Below are 26,904 nucleotides of genomic sequence, written 5' to 3'. Positions count from 1 at the left end.
AATACGCATAACGATTTATTATACCTTTTTTTAATCTTTATCGCAATATTTTTTCTTCGTATAATCCCAGAATGCCCCTGCTGCCGCCGGTGGCAGCTGATAGCGGCGACGTACAAGATAAAGTCTGGAGTCATGCTGAGGATGTATAATTTTTTTATAAACCAGATTTCGTCCGCTTGTAAAACTCTTTACCGACTCCGGACTGATAGCGATTCCGGTACCATGTTCCACCATGGGAATCACAGAGGCTACCGAATTATAATAGCAGAAGATCTTTCTCTCTTCAGATATTTCGTTAAACCAATTGAGAATCTCGTCCTGAAGAGAAGGACGCACAGAAATCATCAAAGGTTCCTGTCCCAGGGCAGACAATTCAATTTCGTCCGCTCCTCCTGCAAGAGGGTGATCCCTGCTCATGACAGCAACCCACGGTTCCTGCCTAAGGAATATGCTTTCACATTGTTCTATATAGAAAGGTTCTCTTAAAATGGCCATATCCACAAGGCTGCGGTTCAGTTTATCTGTAACTTCATCTCCATTGCCTGACCAGATCTGAAAAGAGACATCCGGGTACTGACTGTGAAATCCTTCCGCCAAATCAGGAAGAATACTTCCCCCGCATGTCTCCACTACCCCGATCGACACCTGCCCGCACAAACTGTTTCCCATTTGTCCCAGCTGACTTCTTGTCTTTTCCACAAGTGCCAGGATCTCCTCCGCCTGCCTCTTTAAATAATAGCCTTCTTCCGTCAGCTGGATCCTCCTTTTTCCTCTCTGAAAAAGAACAACTCCCAATTCCTCCTCCAGAAGCTGGAGCTGTCGGCTTAAAGGGGGCTGGGCAATACACAGCCTTTTCGCCGCTTTCGTAATATTCCCTTCTTCTGTTACTGCCAGAAAATACCTCAATGATTTTATATCCATTTTCCGCACCTCATTATCTATACTTTTTTGATATGGTTATTTATATATTATATGTATTTTTATATAGAATTACAATATGATATAATGTGCACGCAGGCAATGAGCCGTGCAGAAATACAAGAAATCAAAAGGCCCGCTTGCAGGGACTTTTAGTGTCTTGTATTTCTATAGGGCGAACGCCCGTGAGCGAGGCCTCTTGGAGCCGAGCTGTCATATTACTTACTATTATAAAATTTGAGGTTAATTATCATGGAAAAAAAGTATGAAGCTCCTATTCATTATCTGATGTCATTTATCGGCGGCTTTTTCGGTGTATACTCCATTTTAAATTTTTGTGATTTTTTCGGCAATGCACAGACTGCAAACATGATTTATCTGATTACTAATCTTCTCGGTCATAATTTCAGCAGCGCCCTTATCCGTCTGGGCGGCGTGGCAGTCTATATGCTGGCTCTTGGCCTGACTGCCTACCTCCCCAAACATTCCCGCATCAGCCTCCCGCTTGCAAGTGTACTTCTGGACGGTGCAGCTGCCTTTGTGGTTGGTTTCCTTCCTGCCGGGATGGATCCGGTACTGGCCCTCTATCCGTTTTTCTTCGCCACCGCATTCCAGTGGGGAAGCTTTAAAGGCGCTTATGGATTCACAAGCTCTACCATTTTTTCCACTAACAACCTTCGGCAGTTTACTACTGCTGTAACAGAAATTATTTTTAACAGGGATTCTTCTTTCTGTCTGAAAGCAAGATTCTTTGGCTGTACACTTCTTTCTTATCATCTGGGAGTTGCCGTTTCTTATATTCTGTGTGTGGTCTGGGGAACTCACAGTATCTGGTTTGTGATTCCCGCCGCTATTGCGGCAGTTCCTTTTGTCTGCATTGACAACGGATGTTTCTTCACTGGCGATTTTCAAACTTTTGTGCAAAAAAACAGAACCTGAAACCTGATTTCAAGTTCTGTATCCAAGAAAGAATATCTAGGAAATCCCTTTCATGGTAAGCTGGATCCGTTTTCTTTTCAGATCCACACTCATGACCTTCACATCTACGATATCTCCCACACTCACTGCTTCCAGCGGGTGTTTAATAAACTTCTTATCTGTGATCTCTGAAATATGCACCAGTCCGTCCTGATGAACTCCGATGTCCACAAAGACTCCAAAATCAATTACATTTCTTACTGTTCCTTTGAGAATCATACCTTCTTTTAAGTCTTTCATTTCCAGCACATCGGTGCGAAGGATTGGCTTGGGCATCTCTTCTCTCGGATCACGTCCGGGCTTTTCCAGTTCTTTTACAATATCCCGCAATGTAATATCACCGATTCCAAGCTCTTCTGACAACTTTTTATAATCTTTAATGGTAAGAGACAATCCTGCTAACCGTCCTTTTGCAACATCTTCCAGCGTAAATCCCTGTTTTTCCAGGAGTTTTTTCGCCGCCTCATAGGACTCCGGATGAACGCTGGTTGCATCCAGCGGATTATCGCCGCCTGCGATCCTCATAAATCCTGCACACTGTTCATAGGCCTTTGGACCCAGTTTTGCCACTTTTAAGAGCTGCTTTCTGTCAGTAAATTCTCCATTTTCTTCCCGATAGGCAACAATATTTTTTGCAATCGCTGTACTGATGCCGGATATATAGGAAAGAAGCGGCGCAGATGCAGTATTGAGATCCACCCCTACCTTATTGACACAGTCTTCCACAACTCCGGACAGCGTATCGCTTAATTTTTTCTGGTTCATATCATGCTGGTACTGCCCTACTCCTATAGACTTAGGATCTATTTTCACCAGTTCCGCCAGAGGATCCTGCAGTCGCCTTGCAATAGAAGCGGCGCTTCTTTGACCAACGTCAAATTTCGGGAACTCTTCCGACGCAAGCTTACTTGCGGAGTACACGGATGCCCCCGCTTCACTGACGATCACATACTGCACTTTCTGCGGAATTTCTTTTAAAAGTTCCACAATAAACATCTCCGATTCCCTGGACGCCGTTCCGTTTCCAAGGGAAATCAACGTAATATTATACTTTGGTATGATCTTTTTCAGAAGATCTTTGGATGCCTGGATCTTCTGTGGAGTGGTGGGCGCTGTAGGATAAATTACTGTTGTTCCGATCACTTTTCCTGTCGGGTCTACCACTGCCAGCTTACATCCTGTCCGAAAGGCCGGATCCCATCCCAGAACAGTCTGTCCGGTAATCGGCGGCTGCATAAGAAGCTGCTCCAGATTTTTTCCAAATACACTGATAGCTCCGTCCTCTGCCTTTTCCGTCAGGCTGTTCCTGATCTCCCGCTCGATGGCAGGCGCGATCAGCCTTTTATAGCTGTCATCGACCGCTTCTTTCAGAGCCGGAGAAGTATTTGGATTCTGTTTATGGATCACCTTTTTCTCAAGGTAGCGCAGAATATCTTCCTCCGGAGCCTCAATCTTAACCGTAATGTATTTTTCTTTTTCTCCCCGGTTCAAAGCCAGAATCCGGTGTCCCGCAAGTCTTGTTACAGGTTCCTCAAAATCATAATACATTTCATATACAGACTGCGCATTTTCGTCCTTTGCCTTGGAAATCAGCTTCCCTTTCTGCATGGTGATCTTACGGATATGACTTCTGAAATCTGCTTCGTCCGAAATATTTTCCGCAATAATATCCTTTGCTCCGGCAATAGCTTCCTCTGCATTCTTTACTTCCTTTTCCGGATTTACATATTCCTGCGCTGCCTCCTCAAGAGACATATTCAGATTCTGAAGTGTAATAAGGGCAGCCAGGCCTTCCAGGCCTTTTTCTTTGGCAATGGTTGCCCTTGTCCTTCTCTTAGGGCGGTAAGGACGATATAAATCCTCTACCACCACCATTGTCTCTGCCTCAAGAATCTGCTTTTTCAGTTCTTCCGTCAGTTTTCCCTGTTCCTCAATACTGGAGAGCACCTGCTCCTTTTTCTCTTCCAATCCCCTAAGGTACTGCAGCCTTTCGTGCAGCCGGCGAAGCTGTTCATCATCAAGCGTCCCTGTTGCTTCTTTTCTGTATCTTGCGATAAACGGAATGGTATTGCCTTCATCAATCAGCTTGATGGCTGCATCTACCTGCCATCTTTTTACTCCCAATTCCTCCGTAATTCTCTGATTAATATCCATATGTTACAATCCTTTCTTTGTGGTGCTTATCTGCAGGATTATTATACTGGAAAACATCCGGTTATGCAATGAAAGGAATCATCAAAGGAAAATACCGAGTTCACTCTGTTTTCTTGAAGCCCCTATGGAAATATGGTATAATCGCTTTTATAAACAGATAAAGGGGATGTATCGCTATGGTAAAAACAGAGGAGTTATCCAAACAGCAGTTAAAATCAAAAGAAACAAAAGACCGAATCTTTCAGGCTGCCAAAACAATCCTTAGAAAAAAGGGATATGAAGGCTTGTCTATAAAAAATATATGTGAAGAAGCAGGCGTTTCCAACGGTAGTTTCTATCACCATTTTAAAACAAAGGATGATCTTTTATCTTACTATATTGAAGAACAGCCAAGTATCGATCCCGATTGTCTTGAGCTTCCTGCCAACGCCGAAGAAGCCAAGACGGCCATTATCCATGTTTATTTAAATTATGCCCACTACTGCCGCGAGCTTGGCCTTGATTTTGTATCAAACTATTACACACCAAAAAATCAGTCTTTAAATCCTGATATCCGAACAGAGCGTCCCTATCCTATCGTTACTGTCCAGCACTATCTGCAGAGGGCGATCGACGCTGGTATTCTCCACTTAAAGCACCCTCTGGAGGAAGTCACCACGGATATCCGTATTATCGTAATCGGCAATGTATTCGAGTGGTGCCTGAAGAATGGAGATGCTGATTTTGAGGGAAATATACGGCGTCTTCTGACAACTTATCTCGATGGGCTTATGTAGATGGGGTTATACAGGTTGCTTTCCTTTGCTTCTCATGATATGATGAACCCACAAAGCAAAAGGAGGGTTTATCAATGCTGATGATCAGAGACATTACCGAGGCTGACAGGGAAGAAGTTGTCGCAATGATGAAAGAATTTTACGGAAGTCCTGCCTGCCTTCACACAGTCCCTGAAGAAAATTTTCACCGGACCATCACAGCGGCAATAGAGAAAAGTCCTCTCGCAAGGATCCTTGTTCTGGAAGAGACAGATCAGTCGTCGGCAGAAAGGATTACCGGATATGCTAATCTGGCTATCACCTGGAACAACGAAGCAGGCGGCATCCAGGTATGGTTTGATGAACTTTTTTTCAAAAGTAATGCCAGGGGAAAGGGATACGGCACTGAAGTTTTTCAGTGGCTGGAAAAAGAATATCCGCAGGCACGGCGTATCCGTCTGGAAGTAACCCACGAGAACACCAGAGCAATTTCTCTGTATGAGCGGCTCGGATATGAAGAACTGCCCTATTATCAGATGATCAAGGATAAGTTATCCTAATGGCAGAAATTTTAAAAAATTGTATAAAACGAATACGCCCGGCTACTTTTCATAGCCGGGCGCTTTTTACACTTCCATACGAAACGTCAATCTATTCGTTTTCTTCCGTATATTTCTTAATATTGGATGCGTTTGTAAGCTTCTGCACACCGTCTTTTCCTACAAGCACAAGGGTCGGCGCAGACATGATCCCATATTTCTTTGCCAGATCTTTATTTTCCTCCGCATCGATCACCTCATAATCCACATGGGCCTCTTCCAGTGCATTCTTGGCTATCTTGCAGTTAGGACAGGTCTTTGTTGTAAACAGAAGCTTTCTCGGTGCATCCGCCTCTGCCTTCATGACCTCATCGATCTTTTCTCCTGCCTTGGATTTTACATGGAAGTGAGAATGACTCAAGTCATATACTTTACGATCCTTAAATTCCTGTGCCTTTCCGTCATTCCAGTTCTGAACCGGACGGTAGTATCCTGTAATACGGCTGTAAACTTCTGTTACATTGCCGCACTCCGGACAAGTATAGTGCTCGCCCGAAATATAACCGTGATCCTTACAGATAGAGTAAGTCGGTGACATTGTATAATAAGGCAGTTTGTAATTTTCTGCTATCTTACGTACCAGAGAAGCGGCTGACTTCCAGGAAGGAAGCTTCTCTCCCAGGAACGCATGGAACACGGTTCCTGATGTGTACAGTGTCTGCAGATCATCCTGAATGTCCAGAGCGTCAAAAATATCTTCTGTATATCCCACAGGCAGATGAGAACTGTTGGTGTAATATGGCGTGCCGCAGTCCTCTGCCGCTGTAATGATATCCGGGAACTGCTCCACATCATGTTTCGCAAACCGGTAAGCGGTTGACTCTGCCGGTGTTGCTTCCAGATTATAAAGATCGCCGTATTCTTCCTGATATCCTGACAGTCTTTCTCTCATATGATTAAGAACTCTCTTTGAAAATTCCTGTGTTTCCTTATGAGTCATGTCCTTGCCGATCCATTTTGCGTTGAGTCCGGCTTCATTCATTCCCACAAGTCCGATCGTGGAGAAATGATTGTCAAATGTTCCAAGATAACGTTTTGTATACGGATACAGTCCGCCTTCCAGAAGCTGGGTAATAACCTGTCTCTTTACATGCAAAGAGCGGGCAGAAATATCCATCAGCCGGTCCAGACGGCTCATAAACTCTTCTTCGTTTTCAGACTGGTAAGCGATCCTTGGCATGTTGATGGTCACAACTCCAATGGATCCCGTACTTTCTCCGCTTCCGAAAAATCCGCCTGACTTCTTGCGAAGCTCACGAAGATCAAGACGCAGACGGCAGCACATGCTTCTTACATCGCTCGGCTCCATATCACTGTTAATGTAGTTAGAGAAGTATGGTGTTCCGTATTTTGCTGTCATCTCAAAGAGAAGACGGTTATTTTCCGTATCAGACCAGTCAAAATCACTGGTGATGGAGTAAGTCGGGATCGGATACTGGAATCCGCGTCCGTGAGCATCTCCCTCGATCATGATCTCAATGAACGCCTTATTGATCATATCCATCTCTTTCTTACAGTCTCCGTATGTAAAATCCATGTCCTTGCCGCCCACAATCGCCGGAAGATTGGCAAGGTCATTCGGAACAGTCCAGTCCAGAGTAATATTGGAAAACGGTGCCTGCGTACCCCATCTGGACGGCGTATTTACTCCGTAAATAAACGATTCTATACACTTTTTCACACTGTCATAGCTTAAATTATCTACTTTGACAAACGGTGCCAGATAAGTATCGAAAGAAGAGAATGCCTGCGCGCCGGCCCATTCATTCTGCATGATTCCCAGGAAGTTTACCATCTGGTTGCAAAGAACGCTCAAATGCTTTGCAGGAGAAGAGGAAATTTTTCCCGGTATTCCTCCCAACCCTTCCTGGATCAGCTGCTTCAGCGACCATCCTGCACAGTATCCGGTCAACATGGAAAGGTCATGAAGATGAATATCCGCATTTCTGTGAGCCTGCCCGATCTCCTCATCATAGATTTCCGACAGCCAGTAATTTGCCGTGATCGCTCCCGAATTGCTTAAGATCAGACCTCCCACAGAATAAGTTACTGTAGAATTTTCTTTCACACGCCAGTCGGAAACATTAACATAATTATCAACAATTTCCTTATAATCCAACATGGTCGATTTGAGATTACGGATTTTTTCCCGATTTTTACGATACAGGATATATCCTTTTGCCACATCGCCGTAACCTGCCTGGACAAGCACCTGCTCTACACTGTCCTGAATGTCCTCTACCTGGATCAGATCCTTTTTGATCTTCGGCTCAAAGTCCGCCGTCACCTTCAGCGACAGCATATCTATGATGGACGGATGATACTGCCTGTTCTGTGCTTCAAACGCTTTTGTGATGGCGATACTGATCTTGGCAATATCAAATTCCGCGATCTGTCCGTCTCTTTTTACTACCTGATACATGAAATGACCTCCCCTTTTATTTTTCTTTTGTGCTGGTTCTTCTATCATACCACCTTATCTCCGTAAGAGTCAATATAAAATAACAACATGTTGTGCACACTTTTCGTCTTCTTCACAACATGTTGTTATTATGTTCCCTCATATTTTCTATAAACCGCGCAGTTTTGCGGATTCTACATCCTTTTTCACAACCTCCAGGGCCTGCTCCATAATTTCTTTATTATAGCCGTGCAGTCCGGGGCGGATCAGATCGCCGGAATCTACAAACTGCTGAAGATAATACTCCCTGGCTCCCCGGATCCACCGCCCAATGGAAGCGAAATCCGACCTTTGGTGAAATTCCCGCACAACAGTCGTTCGAAATTCATACGGCACTTTTCCTGACATCAGATATTTGACACTTCTATGTACATCTCTGATATCATAATCTTCTATCCCGATAGTTCTCCCATAATGCTCCTGGGAATTTTTAATATCCATAGCCACATAATCGATCAGTCCAGCTTCCACAAGCCGGATCAGCTTATCCGGAAAGCTCCCGTTGGTGTCCAGTTTCACATCATATCCCATCTCTTTGATCTGCCGGATAAATTCTTCGATCCCGTCCTGTATCAATGGCTCTCCGCCGCTGATGCACACGCCGTCAAGGATCCCCTGGCGTTTGGTGAGAAATCGGAAAATCTCCTCTTCCGGTATAGTCTCATTCGCTGATGTATCGATCACAAGGGAGGCATTGTGGCAAAACGGACACCTGAAATTACATCCTGCCGTAAATATGGTGCAGGCAACCTTTCCGGGATAGTCCAGCAATGTTAATTTCTGCAATCCTTGTATTATCATATCTCTCATCTCCTGCTTTTATTTTATTCTATCACAGGCAGGTAGAGATTACTATTTTTTTATTCGTACAGAAACGCGGAATAAAACCAATCCCACTACAAAAACCACCGCCAGAACGGCAACGCCCTGGTTTGTGCTGCCCGTGACCTGTGAAACAAATCCTACCAGGGCAGTTCCGATAAAGGAAGCTCCTTTTCCGCAGATATCCATAATCCCAAAATATTCCCCTGATTTCTGGGGCGGAATTAATTTTGCAAAATGGGAGCGGGACAGCGCCTGTATGCCTCCCTGGAACAATCCCACACATACTGCCAAAATCCAGAACTGCAGCTGGCTGTTTAAAAACAGTGCATATACCGCAATGGCCGTATAGGCCAGGATACAGATGGTGATCAGATTTTCGGACGGGTATTTTTCCGTAAACTTTCCAAAGGCAATCGCCGATGGAAAGGCCACGATCTGAGTGACAAGAAGCGCCAGAAGAAGCCCTGTGGTATCCAGTCCCAATGCCGTTCCATATGCGGTAGCCATCTCTATGATCGTGTAAACGCCGTCAATATAAAAGAAATACGCGAGAAGATACAGTAGAATCTTCCGGTCATCTTTCATGCCTTTTAATGTCTCCCAAAGTCTCCGAAAACTTTTCCCCACAAGTCCGGGCGTATTTTCCACATAATGGATCTGGCGGTAGTTTTTCAGCAGCGGAAGAGACGAAACAATCCACCACACCGCCACTACGGCAAAAGAAATCCCCATCGCCGTCTGCATGGAAAGGCCGAGAGGTTCTGCTCCCAGCACAATCCCAAGACTGATGATAAAGGGAATACAGCTTCCGATATATCCCCAGGCATATCCCTGGGAAGAAACCTCATCCAGTCTTTCCGGCGTTGTCACATCGTGAAGCATAGAATCATAAAACACAAGACTTGCAGAATAGCCGATCTTGGCGATCACAAAGATCACCAGAAATCCCAGCCATGTGGCAGCGATCCCCATGGCAATACAGCCGATCACGCCCACCAGCACAGTAACAAGAAAAATTTTCTTTTTATAGTTTTTAGTGTCGGCCACTGCACCAAAAACAGGCCCGATAAAAGCAACTGCCAAAGTGGCGACAGAGGCCGCATAACCCCAGTATGCAAGATAAGTCACAGAAGAAAGGCCTGCAGATTCTGACAAGTAATTGAAATAGATAGGAATGATCGTTGAAACCAGAAGTACAAACGCCGAGTTTCCAACATCATACAAAATCCAGGCTTTTTCCAGAGAGGTATATTTTTGTTTTTGTTTCATTGTTTTCTCCTTTTCCCTGCCCTGTCGGGCATTTTCCTTTTCGCAATTAAATTACAGCGCACTTTAACTATTATACTCCAGTATAAATGGGGTTTGTCAATTCTACTGCGCATATCTTGTAAAGTTTCTGTAAAGTATTCCCATTTTCCTCCTTACATGATACAATATCAGAAATACCGTACTGATTACAAAGGGTAACACCTAAGTAAAAAGGCGCTTCCAGCATGAATCAAGAAGGGAGATGGAATCTCCCGCCTTTTGCCTGCGCCATCGGTGCAGGTTTTTTTAGGAGGTTAAACGCACAGATGAAACAGACCAATCGCCTGCTGATCGACAAACTGCATCAGACTCATACTCTGTCCAGGGACGAGTGGATCCATCTGATCACAAACCGAACCACAGAGGATGCCTCTTATCTTTTTGCCCTGTCAAGAGAAGTGCGGCATCACCATTACGGACACAGCGTCTATATCCGCGGCCTGATCGAATTTACAAACTACTGTAAAAACGACTGTTATTACTGCGGCATTCAAAAAAGCAACCGCAATGTGTACCGCTACCGTCTCACTGAAGAGGAGATACTCTCCTGCTGCCGGGAAGGCTATTCCCTGGGGTTCCGCACTTTCGTACTCCAGGGGGGTGAGGACGGCTGGTTCACAGATGACCGCATGGTACATCTGATTTCTCAGATCAAAGACCTGTGGCCGGACTGTGCCGTGACCCTCTCTATCGGAGAGAAGGCCCATCATTCCTATCAGGCCTTTTTTGACGCAGGAGCAGACCGCTATCTTCTCCGTCATGAGACCTTTGACGCCGGTCACTATGCCCGGCTTCATCCGGCCTGTCTTAGCTCTTCATCCCGGCAGGCCTGCCTGTGGGACCTGAAGGCCATCGGATATCAGGTAGGCACTGGTTTTATGGTAGGTTCTCCTTTCCAGAGCGTGGAAAATCTGGCCGATGACATGCTGTTTATCAAGAAGCTGAATCCTCATATGGTAGGGATCGGGCCTTTTATCCCTCACCGGGATACCGTATTTGCCAAGGAACCTGCCGGCACCCTGGAGCTGACCCTGTTTATGCTGGGACTTCTCCGCCTGATGCTCCCAAAGGTTCTTCTTCCTGCCACCACCGCTCTTGGTACAATCCAGGAGAACGGAAGAGAACTTGGAATCCTGGCCGGTGCAAATGTTGTTATGCCCAATCTCTCTCCGAAAACCCACCGAAAAGATTATTCCCTTTACGACAATAAACTGTCTGACGGCGAGGAGGCTGCAGAGGGAAAAGAAAAGCTGGAAAAGCGTATGGAGGCAGTCGGTTATCATATTCTGACACACCGCGGAGATTCTTTGAACATTTCCTGATCAATGCGGTGTATAAAACTTGCGATAACGGAGGAAAGAAAAATGTATGACGTAAACTCAAAATGTCCAGATGATTTTATCAACCACGAGGAAATCCTCACCACGCTTGCCTACGCTGAAGAAAACAAGCACAATGAGGCACTGATCGATTCCATTATCGAAAAGGCCAAAAAGCGTAAAGGACTGTCCCACCGCGAGGCAGCGGTTCTTCTGGACTGCGATATTGAAGAAAAAAATCAGGAAATTTACAAGCTGGCCGAACAGATCAAAAAAGATTTTTACGGCAACCGTATTGTTATGTTTGCCCCCTTGTACTTATCCAACTACTGCATTAACGGATGTACCTACTGCCCTTATCATATGAAGAATAAACATATTGCAAGGAAAAAACTGACCCAGGAAGAAATCCGGCGGGAAGTCATTGCGCTGCAGGATATGGGGCACAAACGTCTGGCTCTGGAAGCAGGCGAGGATCCGGTGCACAATACCATGGATTATTATCTGGACAGTATTAATACCATTTACAGCATCAAGCATAAGAACGGGGCCATCCGGCGCGTCAATATCAACATTGCCGCTACAACGGTAGATAATTACCGCCTTCTGAAGGAAGCCGGCATCGGCACTTATATCCTGTTCCAGGAAACTTACCATAAAAAAAGTTATCTGGAGCTCCACCCTACCGGTCCGAAACATGACTACGATTACCACACTACCGCAATGGACAGAGCCATGGAGGGCGGCATCGACGATGTGGGAATCGGCGTTCTTTTTGGATTGGACAAATACCGTTATGAATTTACAGGACTTCTTATGCATGCGGAACATCTGGAAGCTGCTTTCGGTGTCGGTCCTCATACGATCAGCGTCCCACGCCTTCGTCATGCAGACGATATCGACGCTGATGCCTTTGATAACGGGATTGATGACGATACCTTCGCCAAGATTGTAGCCTGTATCCGAATCGCGGTTCCCTACACCGGTATGATCATCTCCACCCGCGAAAACCAGAAGTGCCGGGAGAGAGTCCTTCATCTTGGCATCTCACAGATCAGCGGCGGTTCCCGTACCAGCGTAGGCGGATACTGTGAACCGGAGCCGGAAGATGAACGCTCAGAGCAGTTCGATGTCAGCGATACCCGCACACTGGATGAAGTTGTCCGCTGGCTGATGGAAATGGATTACATTCCCAGCTTCTGCACTGCCTGTTATCGGGAGGGACGGACAGGAGACCGTTTCATGTCTCTTTGCAAAAGCGGGCAGATCCAAAACTGCTGCCATCCAAATGCGCTGATGACTCTGGAAGAATATCTGATGGATTATGCGTCCCCTGAAACAAAAGCCATCGGCGATAAACTGATCGATCGGGAAATTCTCAACGTACCGAATCTTAAGGCACGGGCTGTTGTGGAAGAAAATCTCCGCCTGATCCGTGAAAACAACCGCCGTGATTTCCGTTTTTAATAAAAATCAGAAACACCTTTTTGAATCCGGGCCGGGGCCTGCACAAAGCTCCGGCCGCTCTAACGAAAGGAGACTTTTATGAGCTTAAACAACACCCCCAGCTCCGAGCGCGTTCATATCGGCATTTTCGGAAAGCGCAACGCCGGAAAATCCAGCCTTATCAACGCTGTAACTTCCCAAAATCTTGCCATTGTTTCCGATATCAAAGGCACTACCACAGATCCTGTCATGAAAGCCATGGAACTTCTCCCCCTGGGTCCGGTCGTCCTCATTGACACCCCCGGACTTGATGACAGCGGAGAGCTTGGCCTTATGCGCATCCAAAAGGCCCACCAGGCTCTGAACCGCTGCGACATTGCCGTCCTTGTCATTGACGCACTGGAAGGTATCACGCCGGAAGACGGAAAAATTCTGGAAAAGATACAAAAGAAGCAGATTCCCTGTATTCTTGCCATAAATAAATGTGATCTGCTCTCCTCGTTCGACTCTCCTGTCCCTCTGACAGATTCTTTGCCGGACAGCATCCATACTATCCGTATCAGCGCCAGAAATGGGCAGGGGATCTTTGAATTGAAGGAAATGCTTGCCGCCAGCCTTCCTGTGGAAGACAAAGGAAGACGCATTGTAGGAGATCTGATCCATCCCTCCAGTCTGGTGATACTTGTCATCCCCATTGACAAAGCAGCGCCAAAGGGACGCCTCATCCTGCCGCAGCAGCAGACCATCCGCGATATTCTTGATTCCGGCGCTTATGCCCTGACTGTCCGTGAAACAGAACTTGCTGCCGCACTTTCTTCTATTGGAAGGACTCCCGATCTTGTCATTACAGACAGCCAGGTATTTCCCTACGTCGCCGAAATTGTTCCAGAAGAGATTCCTCTCACCTCTTTTTCTATTTTATTTGCCAGATACAAAGGAAATTTAAAAACTCTGGCAGACGGTGCCAGAGCTTTGGACTCCTTAAAGGAGGATGATACCATTTTAATCTCAGAAGGCTGTACCCATCACAGACAATGCGAGGATATCGGAACAGTCAAGCTTCCGAATCTCATTCGGAAGCACACCGGATGCAAGGACCTTACGTTCTCCTTCACAAGCGGCACAGAATTTCCCGCTGATTTAAGCGGCTTTTCCATGATCGTCCACTGCGGCGGATGCACCCTCAACGAAAGAGAAATGAAATACAGGCTCTCCTGCGCGGAAGACGCCGGCATCCCTATCACCAATTACGGCACGGCTATTGCACATATGAACGGAATCCTTCCCCGCTGTCTGCAGCCATTTTCACTGTGACCAAACGCGCTACGCCAGAGCAACAATTGTTGAAAGAAACATCAGCAGTATCCCCATAAGAAGGAGGTAAAGACTGATAATGATCAGAAGAATCAGCTGCCATCTCTTTTCTTTGGGGAATATGCCTTTTGTATACCCCGGCTGTCCTCTGTGAATCAGATAATTCCCTATATAGATCAAAAGCGGCGCGCCGGATGAATACATCAGATAGACTGCCATTACCATCAAAGAAACACCCCCTGCCATCTGCTGCTGTACTTCTGCCATCTGTCTCTGATCCACAGCGGCTGACGGCATCATAGAAAGAAACAGCAGCAGAAAAATAGGCACTGCATTATTGATAAGATGAAACAGCATATTATAGAACATATTATCTGTCTCTGTCAGAAGATATCCCATTGCAATTCCAAGAAGCGCTGTAGGGATGGCTCTCCAGACACTTCCGTGGAACAATCCGAATACCACCGAGACAAGCAGAATACCGATCCATTTATTTCTTATGCCCCGAAAGCATCCAAGAAAAGCTCCGCGGAACGCCACCTCCTCGCACACAGCAGGGGTCAGAGCAACAAGGAAAAGGGAAAACCAGGCCGGAAGCGTCATCACTACGCTTCCCAAATCCTCTCCTGCTCCCATCATCTGCTGTGGAAAGAAATAGCTGAGGACACCCACAATACCCATAGCTGCCAGGAACGTCCCGAACCAGAGCACAATAGTGCCTCCCGTCTTGGCTGCTTCCGGCCTCTTCAGAGGGAAGACCCGCCTAAGATCTGCCCCGAATACTACGGCAATTCCCACTGCAAGAACGATCAGCAGAAGCTCTCCGATCAGTGCCCCCCACACGCCGAACCAGCGGCCAAACCATCCGCTCAAGATAAAAATATCTATCCAAAATACAGGTACAAATATGACCGCCATCCACGGCTTCAGTTGTCTTTTTTCCATTCTGTCTTTTAATCTCCTTTATTTGATATACGGGTTACAGACTTTTCGAAATTTCTTCACATATTTTCATTGCTTCTATCACTGCACTGCGAAATCCTCTCTCCTCCAGCACCCGCACTGCTTCGATGGTTGTACCTGCCGGCGAACACACCATATCCTTCAGCTCCGCCGGATGTTTTCCTGTTTCCAGAACCATTTTTGCGCTTCCCATTACCGCCTGGGCCGCAAATTTATAAGCCTGTGCTCTTGGCATTCCTCCGGATACCGCCGCATCCGCCATTGCCTCGATCAAAACAAACACATAAGCCGGTGAACTTCCGCTTACAGAGACCACTGCATCCATCAGACACTCCGGGATCACTTCTGCTTTTCCAAAGCTTCCGAGAATTTTCAATGCCTCTTCCATTTCTTCTTCTGTTACATATTTATTTTTGCATACTGCTGTCATTCCCTCTCCAACCATTGCGGGAGTATTTGGCATTGTACGTATGATCTTTACCGGCTTTCCAAACTGTTCCTCTACCCAGGCAAGGGTTTTTCCGGGAGCAATGGTAATGATGAGATGTCTGTCTGTGATCACATCTTTGATCCCCTCGATCACATCTGCATAAAACTGTGGTTTTACAGAAAGGACAAGAATATCAGCCTGTCCTGCCGCCGTTTTATTGTCATCTGTCACATGGATACCGTACTTCTCCTGAACTCTGTTTCTGCCTGCTTCAGACGGATCAGCCCCGATCACCTCATCCGCCTTTGCAAGACCATTTGCAAGGATACCTCCCATCATGGCAGTCGCCATATTTCCTGTTCCAATAAATCCCAGTTTCATCATTCTATTCTTCCTCCTTAATCAAAGACCCGCTCTCATTCGCTGCCTGCCTTCTGCAGTGTAAGGAGTTGTCTTTTATCTGAATCTTCCTTAAATATAACATCTTGTCATTAAAATAGCAATCTCTCTTGTTGTCTCACAGGCACATCCGCGGTATAATTTTATATTATCTGAAGGGAGAACATCTATGTATACATTTATCATAAATCCCAACGCCCGTTCCGGACTTGGCGGCAGGGTATGGGAACAGTTGGAACCAAAACTGAAAGAATCTTCCGTTCCATACCGGGCGTTTTTTACAAAATATCAGCGCCACGCTACTGCCATGACCCGAAAGCTGACTTCTGACGGTCAGGAACACACCATCATTGTTCTTGGAGGAGACGGAACTATCAATGAGGTGATCGGAGGAATAAAAAATCTCTCCCTCGTCACTGTGGGGTATATTCCCATCGGCTCAAGCAATGATTTTGCCCGCGCTTTCGCGCTTCCCCGTGATCCACAAAAAGCCCTTGCAGCAATCCTCTCTCCCGCCTCCTATTCCTACATGAACGTAGGGCTTCTCTTTTATAAAAACAGAACAAAACGCTTTGCAGTAAGCGCCGGACTGGGGTTTGACGCCGCCATCTGCCATCAGGCTGTTATCTCCCGGATGAAAGTCATACTCAACCGGCTCGGTCTTGGCAAACTGACTTATGCTGCCATCGCCTTTCACCGGCTGATCCACCTGCGCCCGGCATCTATGCAGGTAACGCTGGACGGCAAAAAAACCCTTTCCTTTTCAAAGGTTTTCTTTACCGTTGCAATGAACCACCCCTATGAGGGAGGCGGTTTTCGTTTCTGTCCGGAGGCGGATCCCTGTGACGGTCTTTTAAATGTCATGGTAATCTCCGGCATTTCCAGAATCAAAGCGCTTCTTTTGCTGCCCTTTGCCTTCAAAGGATGGCATACCCGCTTCCACGGAGTTTATACTTATACATGCAAAGAGGTGCAGATTGAAGGCGATATTGCTCTCCCGGTCCATACCGACGGAGAACCTGTCTTTTTACAGCACTCGATCCGCGCCTGCCTTGAACCGGAAAAACTCCGTGTCATTACCGGATAGGAAAGGATGTGAAATTTATGCCATCATTTATTGTATTTGTTCCAAAGCCTTTGTTTGCAGCTGCTGTCGTTATCCTGATCGCATGCCTTGCGATCGGACTCTATCTTTTTTCCATACTTCCAAGAACTTCCAGGAAAAAAGAAATGGAACAATACCAGAATATAAAATTTGCCCATCGGGGATATCATTCTTCCAGTCATCTCATTCCTGAAAATTCTATTGCTGCCTTCAAGGCTGCTGCCCGCCTCCACTATGGAATTGAGCTTGATGTCCACCTGACAAAGGACGGTCAGGTCGCTGTTTTCCATGACGATACGCTGGACCGGCTCTGTGGTGTTACAGGCCGGATCGAGTCCTATACATACAGTGAACTGCAGCAGTTTTTTCTGCTGCATACATCCGAGAAGATCCCTCTGTTATCTGAGGTTCTCTCCTTCATTGACGGGAGGGTGCCTCTTCTCATTGAACTGAAGATACCCGGACGTTCTGTCCGGATCTGCGAAAAGACTTATGAAATCCTGAAAACTTACAACGGCCCTTTTCTGATCCAGTCTTTCAATACAATGGGACTTCACTGGTTTCGCCTTCACGCCCCTCACATACTGCGCGGCCAGCTTTCCTCCAACCTGACTGCCAGTCCCACAAGGGAACCCTATATTCTCAAGTTCATGGCAAAACATCTTCTTTTTAATTTTCTGGGAAGGCCGGACTTTATTTCTTATAAGCTGAAAGATCTGCCGGAGATCAGTGTATGGATCTGCCGCCGGGTCTTTCAGACTCCGGTTGCCGTATGGACTTTGCGCACAGAAAAAGCCCGCACACTGGGCTCTCTTCACTATGATATGCAGATTTTCGAAAAAGAAGCGGAATTTTATTAAGAAACGGTGAACCGCCTTGTTGATTAAACTTTTTCGTGTTATAATTCCAGTGAATTAAAAATATAATTTCTATGCAAACTGTAATAAAAAACTGTAATAATATTGCTGAAGGGAAGTATTATAATGAAAATCACCGGCTTTCTGAAGAAATACAGCCACGCATGGGTCTTTTTGTACGGGCTGATCTACATGCCATGGTTTCTCTATCTGGAAAATCACGTATCAAAAGATTATTACCTGATCCATTCTCCGCTGGATGACTATATTCCGTTTATTGAATATTTCATTGTACCCTATCTGCTTTGGTTTGTCTTTATCGCAGTAATAGTAGGATACTTTTTCTTTACAAATAAAAAGGGCTTTTATCGCCTGTGCGCTTTCATGTTTACGGGAATGACAATTTTTCTTATTGTATGCACCGTCTTTCCCAATGGACTTGATCTAAGACCTGATACCTTGACGCGGGACAATATTTTTACGGATCTGGTACGCCTTGTATATGCAGCGGATACACCGACAAATGTTCTGCCCAGTATTCATGTGTTCAATACTTTGTCCGTTATTTTTGCTGTTGCCCACGACGAAGGAATGAAAAACCGCAAACGCCTGAAAGGTTTTATTTACATTTTTGGCACACTCATCATTCTTTCAACAATGTTTTTAAAGCAACATTCCGTAACGGATGTCTTTGCCGCAATGGTAATGGCTGGGATCATTTATCCTTTTGTGTATGTGCCTGCACGCAGAAAAGCGCCCAAACTTTCACATCAGCCCATTTGATCATAAAATACAAGGGGGAACCTTTGCTATAAATTTTATCTTTTTATACAAGGAGGAAAAATACAATGTATGCAGAATTTAGTGATAACCTGGTAACCGGAAATGAATTGATCGATTCCCAGCACAAAGAACTGATCGAAAAAATCAACGAGGTGTTAAGAAGCTGTGAGCAGAGCAACGATAAAGCAGTTGCGGTAAGAACTCTGGATTATCTGGAAGAGTATACAAACTTTCATTTTTCTGCTGAAGAGCAGCTTCAGAGAGAAATTGAGTATCCCGGTTTCCTGAAACATAAAGAGCAGCATGAAATCTTTAAACAGACAATCGCTGATCTTCAGGACATGTTAGTTGAAGAGGAAGGTCCTTCTCCTGCTTTTGTTGCAAAAGTACAGGAAAAAGTAGTTGAATGGCTTTATGTGCACATTGAAGGCTTTGACCGCTCTGTTGCCGAATACAAATTCATGCGTGAAAACAACGAACGTTTATAAAGGCCCGTAAAGCCCGAGACAAAAGAAACAGAAAATAAGGAAAAGAGTTCCAATGCGGAACTCTTTTTTATTCTTCCGAATATCTGTCATTTCCCAGACGGATATTAAGATAGCCCACATATTTCTCGAAAGCGGACGGAATAGGATATTCCTTCTCCACTTCCTCCGGCCTCACAAACAGCATAGGTTCCCGGCAGGACTTCTCCAGTTCGTCCACCCAGATAAAATATCCGGTCATCTCCCACTCCACATGACTGAAAATATGTTTTGCCTCTCCAAGTGCCTTTACCCGTACAGGTGTAAGACCGATCTTCTTACTGTAGGCAACCGCTTCCTCCATGGAAAGGTGCCCCTTTTCATTTGGAAGCTCATATAAGCCTGCCAGAAGCCCTTTTTTCGGTCTTTTACGGATCGCCGCTTTCTCTCCGTCCCGGAAAATGAAAACCGTCTTTTTCTCCTTCTTTCTCTCTTTTGGTTTTCTGCGCACCGGAATCTCGCTCTGCAGTCCTTCCCTGTATGCGCTGCACCATTTCTGCAGGGGACATTCCCGGCATTTCGGTTCTCCGTTTGGCAGACAGATCAGGGCTCCAAGTTCTATCAGTCCCTGCCCAAAATCACTGGCTTCCTTAGGCGGGATTACCTTCTCCAGCTTCTCCTCCATCTGTTTTTTGACAGAAGTCTTCATAATATCCTCTCTGCTTCCAAGGATCCTGGATAAGACCCGCAGCACATTCCCATCCACTGCAGCCTTGGGAAGACCGTATGCAAAAGCACTGATAGCTCCCGCTGTATAGCTTCCGATTCCTTTCAAAGAAAGTATTGCTTCATAGTGATCCGGAAATTGCCCGTCAAAATCCATCATGATCTGCTGCGCCGCCTTCTGCATATTCCTCACGCGGTTATAATACCCAAGTCCTTCCCACAGCTTAAGGAGCGTATCCTCTCCTGCTTCCGCCAGATCTTTCACTGTGGGAAGCGCTTTTAGGAATCTTGCGTAATAAGGCTTTACAGCCTCCACCCTCGTCTGCTGCAGCATAATCTCTGAGATCCATACATGATAGGGGGTTGGATCTTCTCTCCACGGAAGCTTCCTTCTGTTCTCCCGATACCAGGAGATAAGTGAATCTCTCATTTCATACAGCCTGGGATCTTCCAGAATAACCGGAACCTGTCCTTTGACTTCTATTTTATCCTTTTCCACATGGCAATCTACCGCCATCACCTTCACTCCGGCCTTTTCCGCTTCCTTCAGCGCTTTGCAAAAAGCCGGATGGGTATCCCGGTTGGGAGTAAAGAACTTTACGCCCTCCATCTGCACGACAAAAAGCACATAACACTCATAACCTTCTTTCACAGCCCCGGCCAGCTCTTCCACATGCTTCACTGCCCGGTCGCTGGGCGCGTCGGGAAAACGGACGACACCATCCTCTTCCAGCGTCACTCCCTTTACCTCGATCAGGATTTTTTTGTTTTCCGCCTCCACATACAGATCGATCCGTGACTTCCCGTAAGTATATTCCCGGCGTATCAGCGCCGGTTCCCGAAACAGTCCCCCTCCTTCTATCCACTCTTTTGCAGCGGCATTCGGCACCTGGGAGTCCATGTTGATCAGGCGGTCCTTTTTCAGAACTGCGATCAGATCCCACTTTGTCTTTCTTTCCGGATTTTCTGCTTTCTGTACGTAGACTTTTGTTCCGGGTATAAGAAGTTCGGCGCACCTTCCTGTATTCTTTACATGAACCGTTTCTTTCTTCCCATCTATATCAATATATGCAATAAACCGATTGGGCCGCTCCAGAAACGTTCCCTCATAGATTCGTTCGTATTTCATGATCTTCTCCTTTTCTTTTCCGATTATAACAGAAAAACCACAAAAAGGGCAGGGGGTATTCCCCTGCCCTGTATACTTCAGCGCCGCTTTCGGCTCTGCCTCTTTTTTGATCAAATTTTTTATAGAATCTTGGATAAAAATTCCTGAAGTCTGGGCTCCTTTGGCCTTGTGAAAAACTCCTCCGGTTCTCCCTCTTCCTTGATCTGACCTTCATCCATAAAAACGACTCTCGTGCCGACTTCACGGGCAAATCCCATCTCATGGGTAACAACAACCATTGTCATTCCCTCTTTTGCCAGCTGCTTCATGAGATCTAAAACCTCTCCGACCATCTCCGGATCAAGTGCAGAGGTAGGCTCATCAAAAAGCATCACATCCGGTTTCATAGCCAGAGAACGCACAATAGCAATTCTCTGCTTCTGTCCTCCGGACAGCTGTGACGGATAAGCATTTGCCTTTCCTTCCAGCCCTACTCGCTCCAGAAGTTTCATTGCTTCTTCTTCCGCTTCTTTTTTGTCTTTTTTCAGAAGCTTAACAGGTGCAAGTGTAATATTCTGAAGAATCGTCTTATGAGGGAATAAATTGAAATGCTGGAACACCATTCCCATCTTCTGACGATGTTTGTTGATATCGACTTTTTTATCTGTAATATCGACTCCGTCAAAATATATATGTCCTTTAGATGGAACCTCCAAAAGATTCAGAGATCTCAAAAGCGTTGATTTGCCGGAACCGGAAGGACCGATGATCACCACAACTTCCCCTCTTTTAATTTCTCCGGAAATACCATTCAGGGCATGAAGCTCACCAAATATCTTATGCACATCCTCAATGCGGATCAATACATCTTCCTTAGTGGTCACTGTTCCTCAGCCTCCTTTCCAGCATATTTACCAGCTTAGTAAAAATAAGCACCATAACAAGGTAAATAAGTGCGACTGCAAACAGAGGCATAAACGCACTGTATGTCTGGCTTCGGATAATATCTCCGCCCTTGGTGAGATCCTGCAGGGCAATATATCCCGATACAGAAGTCTCTTTTAAAAGTACGATAAACTCATTTCCAAGCGCCGGCAGGACGTTTTTAAAAGCCTGCGGCATTACAATATAAAACATTGTCTGACTGTATGTGAATCCAAGGCTTCTTCCTGCCTCCATCTGTCCGTTGTCAATGGACATGATACCCGATCGGAATATTTCCGCCACATAGGCCCCTGAATTAAATCCAAATGCCATCACCGCCACAATAATCTTATCAACTGAAACACTGGCAAAGATGACGAAATATATGATCAGCAGCTGTACAACAACAGGCGTTCCCCTGATCACAGTCAGATACAGCTTGCAGAGCAGATTGAGAATACGAAGCTTACCTGTCTTATCATACGTAGAACGCACGATGGCCACAAGAAGTCCCAGAACAATACCGATAAGCACGGCCAGAAAAGTTACCTGAAGCGTTACTTTCAGGCCATCCCATATAAATCTCCACCGCTCATCTTTTATAAAGTTTAAATAAAATTTCTCTTGCCATTCCTGCAACATAATTTACACCTTATCTATTGGTCCGATCATGAATTACTCTTCATCTGAAGTAATATATTTTGCAACGATCTCATCCAGTTTTCCGGATTCTTTCAGATCTGCGATCGCTCCGTTGATCTGCTCAAGCAGCTCTTCGTTATCCTTTGCCACAACAATTGCGTACTCTTCCTGTGTATATGCCTCGTCCAGGATCTTTGTTCCTTCTGCGGACTCAACAAACTTCTTAGCCGGCTCACCGTCGATCACAACTGCATCGATCTTATCCTGTGTCAGAGCCTGCACTGCCTCAAATCCTTTGTTGTATCTTTCTACTGTAGCATCTTCGATATCAGATACATACATATCTCCTGTTGTTCCCAGCTGAACACCGATCTTCTTTCCTACCAGATCGTCCGGTCCGGCAATCGTACTGTCCTCATTTACAATGATTACCTGTGTCGCTTCCGCATAAGTATCTGTAAAGTTGACTTCCTTCTCACGATCCGGATCCACCGTCATACCTGCTGCTCCGAAATCAGCTTTTCCGCTTGTTACAGCAGCAATGATAGAGTCAAATGCCATATCCTCGATCTTCAGCTCCATACCCAGCTCATCTGCAATTGCATTGGCAATATCCACATCGATTCCTACGATGTCCTGTCCTTCATAATATTCATAAGGCGGAAATTCCGCATTTGTTGCCATAACAAGAGTATCCTTTTCCTCTGTGCTGTCTCCGCCCTCTGATGATGAATCACTGCTGCCGCATGCTGCAAGACCGGCCACACATGCTGCTGCCAACATTACACTGATTACTTTTTTCCATTTCATATTCCTTTTCCTCCTGATTATTCCCATTTATTTTAATCATTTATGCGTATAAAAATTCAAGTCTAGTACATATTCTAACACGAAACCAAGAAAAAACAAGTATCTTTTTGGATTCTTATGCAATTATCAGCTGAACCAGTGACACGATAATGATAATAGCACCCAGCGCTATCCGGTAATAACCGAATATTTTGAAATCATGCTGCTTGATATAACCCATCAAAAATTTAATTGCAACAACAGACAATCCAAAGGACACAAGACATCCCAAAGCAAGCATTCCCGCTTCTTTCGCTGTAAAGGACAGACCAAAATTCACCAGTTTCAAAAGACTTGCACCAAACATAGCCGGAATTGCAAGGAAAAAGGTAAATTCCGCTGCCGTACTTCTTGAAATTCCAATCATCAATGCCCCTACGATAGTAGCTCCTGATCTGGATGTTCCCGGAATAAGGGCAAGCATCTGAAATACACCGATCCAAAGCAGCATCTGCACAGATAACTCGGATATTTTAGTTACTTTTGGTCTCTGATGCTTATTTCTATTTTCCACAACAATAAACAGAACACCATATACGATCAGCATCACTGCCACAGGAAGCGGCTTATAGAAAACAGCATCCAGGTAGTCATTAAAAAGCACACCCACAATTCCTGCCGGGACAGAAGCGATCAGCACTTTGATCCACATCTGCCATGTCAGCATTTTCTGTTTCTGTGTCTTTCTCGGAGAAAATGGATTCAGCTTATGGAAATACAAAACTACAACTGCCATAATTGCCCCCAGCTGAATGACAACATTAAACATTTCCATAAAAGCATCACTTAAATCCGGCTTAAGAATATCTCCCACCAGAATCAGATGGCCGGTACTGCTGACCGGAAGCCACTCTGTAATACCTTCCACAATCCCAAGGATAATTACCTTAATCACATCTAACATTTTCGCTCTCCTCTTTCATTTTGTCATTTTCCGGCATCACACATCCCCATCCAGCACATATTTCTCGATGGCGGCGGCCACGCCTTCCTCATCATTTGACAGAGTCACTTCATCTGCTGCTGCCTTAGCCTCTTCTACTGCATTGCTCATTGCGATACCCAATCCGGCTTCCTGCAGCATAGCCGTATCGTTCCGTCCGTCTCCAAAGGCCATGATCTCTTCCCGTTCAATGCCAAGAATTTTTCCCAGCATCAAAATCCCTTTGCCTTTATTTACTCCTTTGGCATTTACTTCTATATTATTGCACAGCGCTCCTGTAATCTCAATATCCAGAATATGATCTTCTACTTCTTTCCAGGCTTTTTTACAATCCTCCTCCGAAGAAAAAATGGCCTGTACTTTATCGGTAGGCAGCCTCTTCCTGTTAAAAAGCTCTGTTACATTTTCAACGGGCCGACGCGTATTCAGTATGTATGCAGCCATGGGAACTCTTGGTACAAAGTCCCCCAGCCTATTAAGAGCGCTTTCTTCCGTATATCCCACTCCATTATAGTACACCTCCAGGAGTGCGTCATACTTTCCGCATATTTCCAATACCTTTTTCCCGTTTTCATAGGATACCTGATCCTCATAAAGAATACGTCCCTCCAAACTGTCCACGATCCGGGCACCATTTGCAGTAACTGCATACCTCACTCCCGGAAATTCCATAACCTCTTTTGGAATGCCGGAGAGGGGACGCCCTGTTGCAGGCAGAACAACAATGCCCTGTTCGATCGCTCTCCTTAAAACATCCTTTGTACGATCCGTCAGGACTTTATCGCTGGTAAGCAAAGTACCATCCAGGTCGAGTGCGATCATCCTGATCTTTTTCCCCATTTTCTTTCTGTCAGTGCTGCATTTTATCATATACGAGCAGTTCCTTTCCGTCTTTTGTAAAAATCAAAAGTTCTGTACTGATTCTGTCCTGACTTCTTTCATATGCCTCTTTTCCAAAGTCGATCATCTTGCCTACTACTTCCTCCTGTTTTGCCGGGGCAAACAAAACCAGATCCTTGGAAGGCACCATGAGCACAAGATCATCGTCCAGCTTCTCGGCACACACATTCCAGATGTGCTGCAGACACAGAGAGCTTGCTTCATGATGGCCGTCGGCTACAATGCCAAACCCTCCGTACCATGTATTTGACACTACAAATTCTATATCTCTTGCAAGGTTTTCACAGGCTGTATAGTAAAGCTGTTCTATATCGAAGTCAGGAGGAAGCATATTGTCCTTAATGATTTCATATGCATCTTCCCCTCTCTGTATAACCAGCAAAACCGTCAGCTCTCCTGCAAAGGCGATCAGCGGCGTATCCTTTTGGGAAATGTTTTTCCCGTTCAGCGCATGGCTGTCTCTTAGTTCATACTTTACCCATGGATAAATTTTGTCTTTTATATTTTCCATAAGATAATGTTCTTCTTCATATTTCTTCATCTGTTTCCCCTCCGGTATAATAAATTTTTCATGTTTTATCATAACAAAATTTGCGTAATAAAGCAATTTGTTGTATAATAGATACGCACTCGCCGAAAGAAAGGATATGTATATGATTAGTACAAGATTAAAACGCATGCTGCGCGTCGGCCTGCTTGCCGGATGCATAACAGTCATGGGGTGTACGAGCATTCTGGTATACGCAGACCCTTCTAGGGAAGAATTAGAAAAACAAACAGATGGATTAGAGAACGAATTAAATAATCTGAACAAAAAATTGAATACTCTTAACGGCGAACTGGAAGATATTTCCTCAAAGATGGAGGAAACCAGCTCCGCAATGAAAGTTACACAGGAAAAAATGGAAGAGGCACAGGCAAGAGGCGAGGAACAATATGAAGCAATGAAGCTTCGGATCAAATATATGTACGAGGCGGGAAATACAAGTTTTATTGAACTGCTTTGTTCAGCAGAAGATATGGCTGATTTCCTGAATAAGACTGACTTCATTCAAAATGTCAGCGAATATGACCGGGAAATGCTCCAGGAACTGGAGGATACCCAGAACGAAATCAAAAAAGAAGGTGACACCTTAAAGAAACAGCAGGAAGAACTGGCTGATATGCAGGAACAGGTAAATGCTACCCGCACTGAACTTGAAAATGAAATTTCTTCCAAATCCAGTGAATTGGAAAAATATAAGGATCAGCTGCAGGCAGCAAAAGAAGCCGAAGCCCTTCTTGCACAGCAGAAAGCCGCTGAAGAAGCCGCGCGTCAGGCGCAGCAGAATGCAGCTCAGGATGCCCAGCAGGGCTCTTCCGGATCAGGATCAGGAGGCTCCAACGTTTCCACCGATGGAAAGCAGAGCCTGGGGCGCTTTAAGATCACGCACTACTGCTCCTGCTTTTACTGTACCGGTTCCTGGGGCGGTTCTCATACAGCAAGCGGTACGGTTCCCACAGCCGGTCGTACAATTGCAGTAGATCCAAGTGTAATTCCTCTCGGTTCACAGGTCATCATCAATGGACATGTCTATACGGCAGAAGATACCGGCGGTGCGATTAAAGGAAACAAAATCGATATCTTTGTCAGTGACCATGCCACTGCTCTTGCATATGGTGTATATTATGCCGAGGTTTATCGTGCAAACTAAACCGTTCAGAAAAAGGATGCGTGTCCCGCAATTGACACGC

General features: G+C 45.4%; 25 protein-coding genes. 11 read left to right on the top strand and 14 right to left on the bottom strand.

From position 1 onward, the window contains the following. Window positions 1-30: 30 nt before the first annotated feature. Window positions 31-921 carry a LysR family transcriptional regulator gene (locus R2J37_RS04185; protein ID WP_230106957.1) on the bottom strand — a complete coding sequence of 297 codons (891 nt, stop codon included), beginning with the start codon at window positions 919-921 and terminating at the stop codon, window positions 31-33. A gap of 249 nt (window positions 922-1,170) precedes the next feature. Between R2J37_RS04185 and R2J37_RS04180 the strand changes: the two genes are divergently transcribed. Beyond that, window positions 1,171-1,857: a YoaK family protein gene (locus R2J37_RS04180; RefSeq protein WP_316266274.1), complete on the top strand. Its 687-nt coding sequence runs from the start codon at window positions 1,171-1,173 to the stop codon at window positions 1,855-1,857. A gap of 36 nt (window positions 1,858-1,893) precedes the next feature. On the opposite strand, the gene R2J37_RS04175 is transcribed toward R2J37_RS04180, so the two are convergent. Further along, complete coding sequence (locus R2J37_RS04175) at window positions 1,894-4,050, bottom strand: Tex family protein (RefSeq protein ID WP_230106959.1); 2,157 nt, start codon at window positions 4,048-4,050, stop codon at window positions 1,894-1,896. A gap of 176 nt (window positions 4,051-4,226) precedes the next feature. Here R2J37_RS04175 and R2J37_RS04170 point away from each other — a divergent pair, with 176 nt between their 5' ends. Both R2J37_RS04170 and R2J37_RS04165 read left to right on the top strand, forming a co-directional pair. Beyond that, window positions 4,227-4,826: a TetR/AcrR family transcriptional regulator gene (locus R2J37_RS04170; RefSeq protein ID WP_230106960.1), complete on the top strand. Its 600-nt coding sequence runs from the start codon at window positions 4,227-4,229 to the stop codon at window positions 4,824-4,826. Between the two features lie 74 nt (window positions 4,827-4,900). Then, window positions 4,901-5,365 carry a GNAT family N-acetyltransferase gene (locus tag R2J37_RS04165; RefSeq protein WP_230106961.1) on the top strand — a complete coding sequence of 155 codons (465 nt, stop codon included), beginning with the start codon at window positions 4,901-4,903 and terminating at the stop codon, window positions 5,363-5,365. A gap of 91 nt (window positions 5,366-5,456) precedes the next feature. On the opposite strand, the gene R2J37_RS04160 is transcribed toward R2J37_RS04165, so the two are convergent. The 3 genes from R2J37_RS04160 to R2J37_RS04150 all read right to left on the bottom strand — a co-directional run bounded on the left by R2J37_RS04160 (window position 5,457) and on the right by R2J37_RS04150 (window position 9,959). Then, window positions 5,457-7,826, bottom strand: a complete 2,370-nt coding sequence (locus R2J37_RS04160) for a ribonucleoside triphosphate reductase (protein ID WP_230107546.1) — start codon at window positions 7,824-7,826, stop codon at window positions 5,457-5,459. A 147-nt stretch (window positions 7,827-7,973) separates the two neighbouring features. Then, the gene (locus tag R2J37_RS04155) at window positions 7,974-8,666 is read right to left on the bottom strand and encodes an anaerobic ribonucleoside-triphosphate reductase activating protein (protein ID WP_230106962.1); all 693 of its coding nucleotides are present in this window, start codon (window positions 8,664-8,666) and stop codon (window positions 7,974-7,976) included. A 51-nt stretch (window positions 8,667-8,717) separates the two neighbouring features. Beyond that, window positions 8,718-9,959 carry an MFS transporter gene (locus R2J37_RS04150; protein WP_230106963.1) on the bottom strand — a complete coding sequence of 414 codons (1,242 nt, stop codon included), beginning with the start codon at window positions 9,957-9,959 and terminating at the stop codon, window positions 8,718-8,720. Between the two features lie 305 nt (window positions 9,960-10,264). Here R2J37_RS04150 and hydE point away from each other — a divergent pair, with 305 nt between their 5' ends. The 3 genes from hydE (at window position 10,265) to hydF (ending at window position 14,077) form a co-directional block, all read left to right on the top strand. Beyond that, on the top strand, window positions 10,265-11,320 hold the full coding sequence (gene hydE, locus R2J37_RS04145) for a [FeFe] hydrogenase H-cluster radical SAM maturase HydE (RefSeq protein WP_256194905.1): 1,056 nt from the start codon (window positions 10,265-10,267) through the stop codon (window positions 11,318-11,320). Between the two features lie 42 nt (window positions 11,321-11,362). Beyond that, window positions 11,363-12,784 carry a [FeFe] hydrogenase H-cluster radical SAM maturase HydG gene (gene hydG / locus R2J37_RS04140; RefSeq protein ID WP_230106965.1) on the top strand — a complete coding sequence of 474 codons (1,422 nt, stop codon included), beginning with the start codon at window positions 11,363-11,365 and terminating at the stop codon, window positions 12,782-12,784. 78 nt (window positions 12,785-12,862) lie between these two features. After that, a complete protein-coding gene (gene hydF, locus R2J37_RS04135) occupies window positions 12,863-14,077 on the top strand; it encodes a [FeFe] hydrogenase H-cluster maturation GTPase HydF (protein WP_316266273.1) in 1,215 nt (404 codons plus the stop codon). A gap of 9 nt (window positions 14,078-14,086) precedes the next feature. Here the strand turns inward: hydF and R2J37_RS04130 are convergent, their stop codons facing one another. Further along, window positions 14,087-15,022: a type II CAAX endopeptidase family protein gene (locus tag R2J37_RS04130; RefSeq protein WP_316266272.1), complete on the bottom strand. Its 936-nt coding sequence runs from the start codon at window positions 15,020-15,022 to the stop codon at window positions 14,087-14,089. Between the two features lie 34 nt (window positions 15,023-15,056). After that, window positions 15,057-15,851, bottom strand: a complete 795-nt coding sequence (proC, locus tag R2J37_RS04125; RefSeq protein ID WP_316266985.1) for a pyrroline-5-carboxylate reductase — start codon at window positions 15,849-15,851, stop codon at window positions 15,057-15,059. A 187-nt stretch (window positions 15,852-16,038) separates the two neighbouring features. On the opposite strand from proC, the gene R2J37_RS04120 reads away from it, so the two are divergent. The 4 genes from R2J37_RS04120 (at window position 16,039) to R2J37_RS04105 (ending at window position 19,102) form a co-directional block, all read left to right on the top strand. Further along, entirely contained in the window at window positions 16,039-16,956 is a 918-nt protein-coding gene (locus R2J37_RS04120; RefSeq protein WP_230106968.1) for a diacylglycerol/lipid kinase family protein, read from the top strand. Between the two features lie 17 nt (window positions 16,957-16,973). Continuing rightward, window positions 16,974-17,834, top strand: coding sequence for a glycerophosphodiester phosphodiesterase (locus R2J37_RS04115; protein WP_230106969.1), 861 nt, complete (start codon window positions 16,974-16,976; stop codon window positions 17,832-17,834). A gap of 123 nt (window positions 17,835-17,957) precedes the next feature. Continuing rightward, window positions 17,958-18,614 (top strand): phosphatase PAP2 family protein, encoded by a 657-nt coding sequence (locus tag R2J37_RS04110; RefSeq protein WP_230106970.1) that lies wholly within the window; start codon window positions 17,958-17,960, stop codon window positions 18,612-18,614. 65 nt (window positions 18,615-18,679) lie between these two features. Continuing rightward, the gene (locus tag R2J37_RS04105; RefSeq protein ID WP_316266271.1) at window positions 18,680-19,102 is read left to right on the top strand and encodes a bacteriohemerythrin; all 423 of its coding nucleotides are present in this window, start codon (window positions 18,680-18,682) and stop codon (window positions 19,100-19,102) included. Window positions 19,103-19,169: 67 nt separating this feature from the next. Here the strand turns inward: R2J37_RS04105 and mutY are convergent, their stop codons facing one another. The 7 genes from mutY to R2J37_RS04070 form a co-directional block, all read right to left on the bottom strand. Then, window positions 19,170-20,933 (bottom strand): A/G-specific adenine glycosylase, encoded by a 1,764-nt coding sequence (mutY, locus tag R2J37_RS04100; RefSeq protein WP_316266270.1) that lies wholly within the window; start codon window positions 20,931-20,933, stop codon window positions 19,170-19,172. A gap of 119 nt (window positions 20,934-21,052) precedes the next feature. Beyond that, window positions 21,053-21,796 carry an amino acid ABC transporter ATP-binding protein gene (locus R2J37_RS04095; protein ID WP_304999998.1) on the bottom strand — a complete coding sequence of 248 codons (744 nt, stop codon included), beginning with the start codon at window positions 21,794-21,796 and terminating at the stop codon, window positions 21,053-21,055. Beyond that, the gene (locus tag R2J37_RS04090; protein WP_230106973.1) at window positions 21,786-22,478 is read right to left on the bottom strand and encodes an amino acid ABC transporter permease; all 693 of its coding nucleotides are present in this window, start codon (window positions 22,476-22,478) and stop codon (window positions 21,786-21,788) included. The genes R2J37_RS04095 and R2J37_RS04090 overlap by 11 nt, the downstream gene beginning before the upstream one ends. A 33-nt stretch (window positions 22,479-22,511) precedes the next feature. Then, on the bottom strand, window positions 22,512-23,288 hold the full coding sequence (locus tag R2J37_RS04085; RefSeq protein ID WP_230106974.1) for a basic amino acid ABC transporter substrate-binding protein: 777 nt from the start codon (window positions 23,286-23,288) through the stop codon (window positions 22,512-22,514). A 115-nt stretch (window positions 23,289-23,403) separates the two neighbouring features. Further along, window positions 23,404-24,231, bottom strand: a complete 828-nt coding sequence (locus R2J37_RS04080; protein WP_230106975.1) for an undecaprenyl-diphosphate phosphatase — start codon at window positions 24,229-24,231, stop codon at window positions 23,404-23,406. 36 nt (window positions 24,232-24,267) lie between these two features. Continuing rightward, window positions 24,268-25,110, bottom strand: a complete 843-nt coding sequence (locus R2J37_RS04075) for a Cof-type HAD-IIB family hydrolase (protein WP_316266984.1) — start codon at window positions 25,108-25,110, stop codon at window positions 24,268-24,270. Between the two features lie 10 nt (window positions 25,111-25,120). Then, window positions 25,121-25,711: a DUF1444 domain-containing protein gene (locus R2J37_RS04070; protein WP_230106977.1), complete on the bottom strand. Its 591-nt coding sequence runs from the start codon at window positions 25,709-25,711 to the stop codon at window positions 25,121-25,123. A 112-nt stretch (window positions 25,712-25,823) separates the two neighbouring features. Here R2J37_RS04070 and R2J37_RS04065 point away from each other — a divergent pair, with 112 nt between their 5' ends. Continuing rightward, window positions 25,824-26,864, top strand: a complete 1,041-nt coding sequence (locus R2J37_RS04065; RefSeq protein ID WP_316266269.1) for a 3D domain-containing protein — start codon at window positions 25,824-25,826, stop codon at window positions 26,862-26,864. Window positions 26,865-26,904: the final 40 nt, after the last annotated feature.

Origin of the sequence: Claveliimonas bilis (assembly GCF_030296775.1) — a bacterium.
GTDB classification, from domain to species: domain Bacteria; phylum Bacillota; class Clostridia; order Lachnospirales; family Lachnospiraceae; genus Claveliimonas; species Claveliimonas bilis.
This window is presented reverse-complemented; position numbering and strand designations above follow the sequence as displayed.

Excerpts from the sequence above, each read along its gene's own strand:
- R2J37_RS04185 (WP_230106957.1), bottom strand. The coding sequence starts at position 921 with ATGGATATAAAATCATTGAGGTATTTTCTGGCAGTAACAGAAGAAGGG.
- R2J37_RS04180 (WP_316266274.1), top strand. The coding sequence starts at position 1,171 with ATGGAAAAAAAGTATGAAGCTCCTATTCATTATCTGATGTCATTTATC.
- R2J37_RS04175 (WP_230106959.1), bottom strand. The coding sequence starts at position 4,050 with ATGGATATTAATCAGAGAATTACGGAGGAATTGGGAGTAAAAAGATGG.
- R2J37_RS04170 (WP_230106960.1), top strand. The coding sequence starts at position 4,227 with ATGGTAAAAACAGAGGAGTTATCCAAACAGCAGTTAAAATCAAAAGAA.
- R2J37_RS04165 (WP_230106961.1), top strand. The coding sequence starts at position 4,901 with ATGCTGATGATCAGAGACATTACCGAGGCTGACAGGGAAGAAGTTGTC.
- R2J37_RS04160 (WP_230107546.1), bottom strand. The coding sequence starts at position 7,826 with ATGTATCAGGTAGTAAAAAGAGACGGACAGATCGCGGAATTTGATATT.
- R2J37_RS04155 (WP_230106962.1), bottom strand. The coding sequence starts at position 8,666 with ATGATAATACAAGGATTGCAGAAATTAACATTGCTGGACTATCCCGGA.
- R2J37_RS04150 (WP_230106963.1), bottom strand. The coding sequence starts at position 9,959 with ATGAAACAAAAACAAAAATATACCTCTCTGGAAAAAGCCTGGATTTTG.
- hydE (WP_256194905.1), top strand. The coding sequence starts at position 10,265 with ATGAAACAGACCAATCGCCTGCTGATCGACAAACTGCATCAGACTCAT.
- hydG (WP_230106965.1), top strand. The coding sequence starts at position 11,363 with ATGTATGACGTAAACTCAAAATGTCCAGATGATTTTATCAACCACGAG.
- hydF (WP_316266273.1), top strand. The coding sequence starts at position 12,863 with ATGAGCTTAAACAACACCCCCAGCTCCGAGCGCGTTCATATCGGCATT.
- R2J37_RS04130 (WP_316266272.1), bottom strand. The coding sequence starts at position 15,022 with ATGGAAAAAAGACAACTGAAGCCGTGGATGGCGGTCATATTTGTACCT.
- proC (WP_316266985.1), bottom strand. The coding sequence starts at position 15,851 with ATGAAACTGGGATTTATTGGAACAGGAAATATGGCGACTGCCATGATG.
- R2J37_RS04120 (WP_230106968.1), top strand. The coding sequence starts at position 16,039 with ATGTATACATTTATCATAAATCCCAACGCCCGTTCCGGACTTGGCGGC.
- R2J37_RS04115 (WP_230106969.1), top strand. The coding sequence starts at position 16,974 with ATGCCATCATTTATTGTATTTGTTCCAAAGCCTTTGTTTGCAGCTGCT.
- R2J37_RS04110 (WP_230106970.1), top strand. The coding sequence starts at position 17,958 with ATGAAAATCACCGGCTTTCTGAAGAAATACAGCCACGCATGGGTCTTT.
- R2J37_RS04105 (WP_316266271.1), top strand. The coding sequence starts at position 18,680 with ATGTATGCAGAATTTAGTGATAACCTGGTAACCGGAAATGAATTGATC.
- mutY (WP_316266270.1), bottom strand. The coding sequence starts at position 20,933 with ATGAAATACGAACGAATCTATGAGGGAACGTTTCTGGAGCGGCCCAAT.
- R2J37_RS04090 (WP_230106973.1), bottom strand. The coding sequence starts at position 22,478 with ATGTTGCAGGAATGGCAAGAGAAATTTTATTTAAACTTTATAAAAGAT.
- R2J37_RS04085 (WP_230106974.1), bottom strand. The coding sequence starts at position 23,288 with ATGAAATGGAAAAAAGTAATCAGTGTAATGTTGGCAGCAGCATGTGTG.
- R2J37_RS04080 (WP_230106975.1), bottom strand. The coding sequence starts at position 24,231 with ATGTTAGATGTGATTAAGGTAATTATCCTTGGGATTGTGGAAGGTATT.
- R2J37_RS04075 (WP_316266984.1), bottom strand. The coding sequence starts at position 25,110 with ATGGGGAAAAAGATCAGGATGATCGCACTCGACCTGGATGGTACTTTG.
- R2J37_RS04070 (WP_230106977.1), bottom strand. The coding sequence starts at position 25,711 with ATGAAGAAATATGAAGAAGAACATTATCTTATGGAAAATATAAAAGAC.
- R2J37_RS04065 (WP_316266269.1), top strand. The coding sequence starts at position 25,824 with ATGATTAGTACAAGATTAAAACGCATGCTGCGCGTCGGCCTGCTTGCC.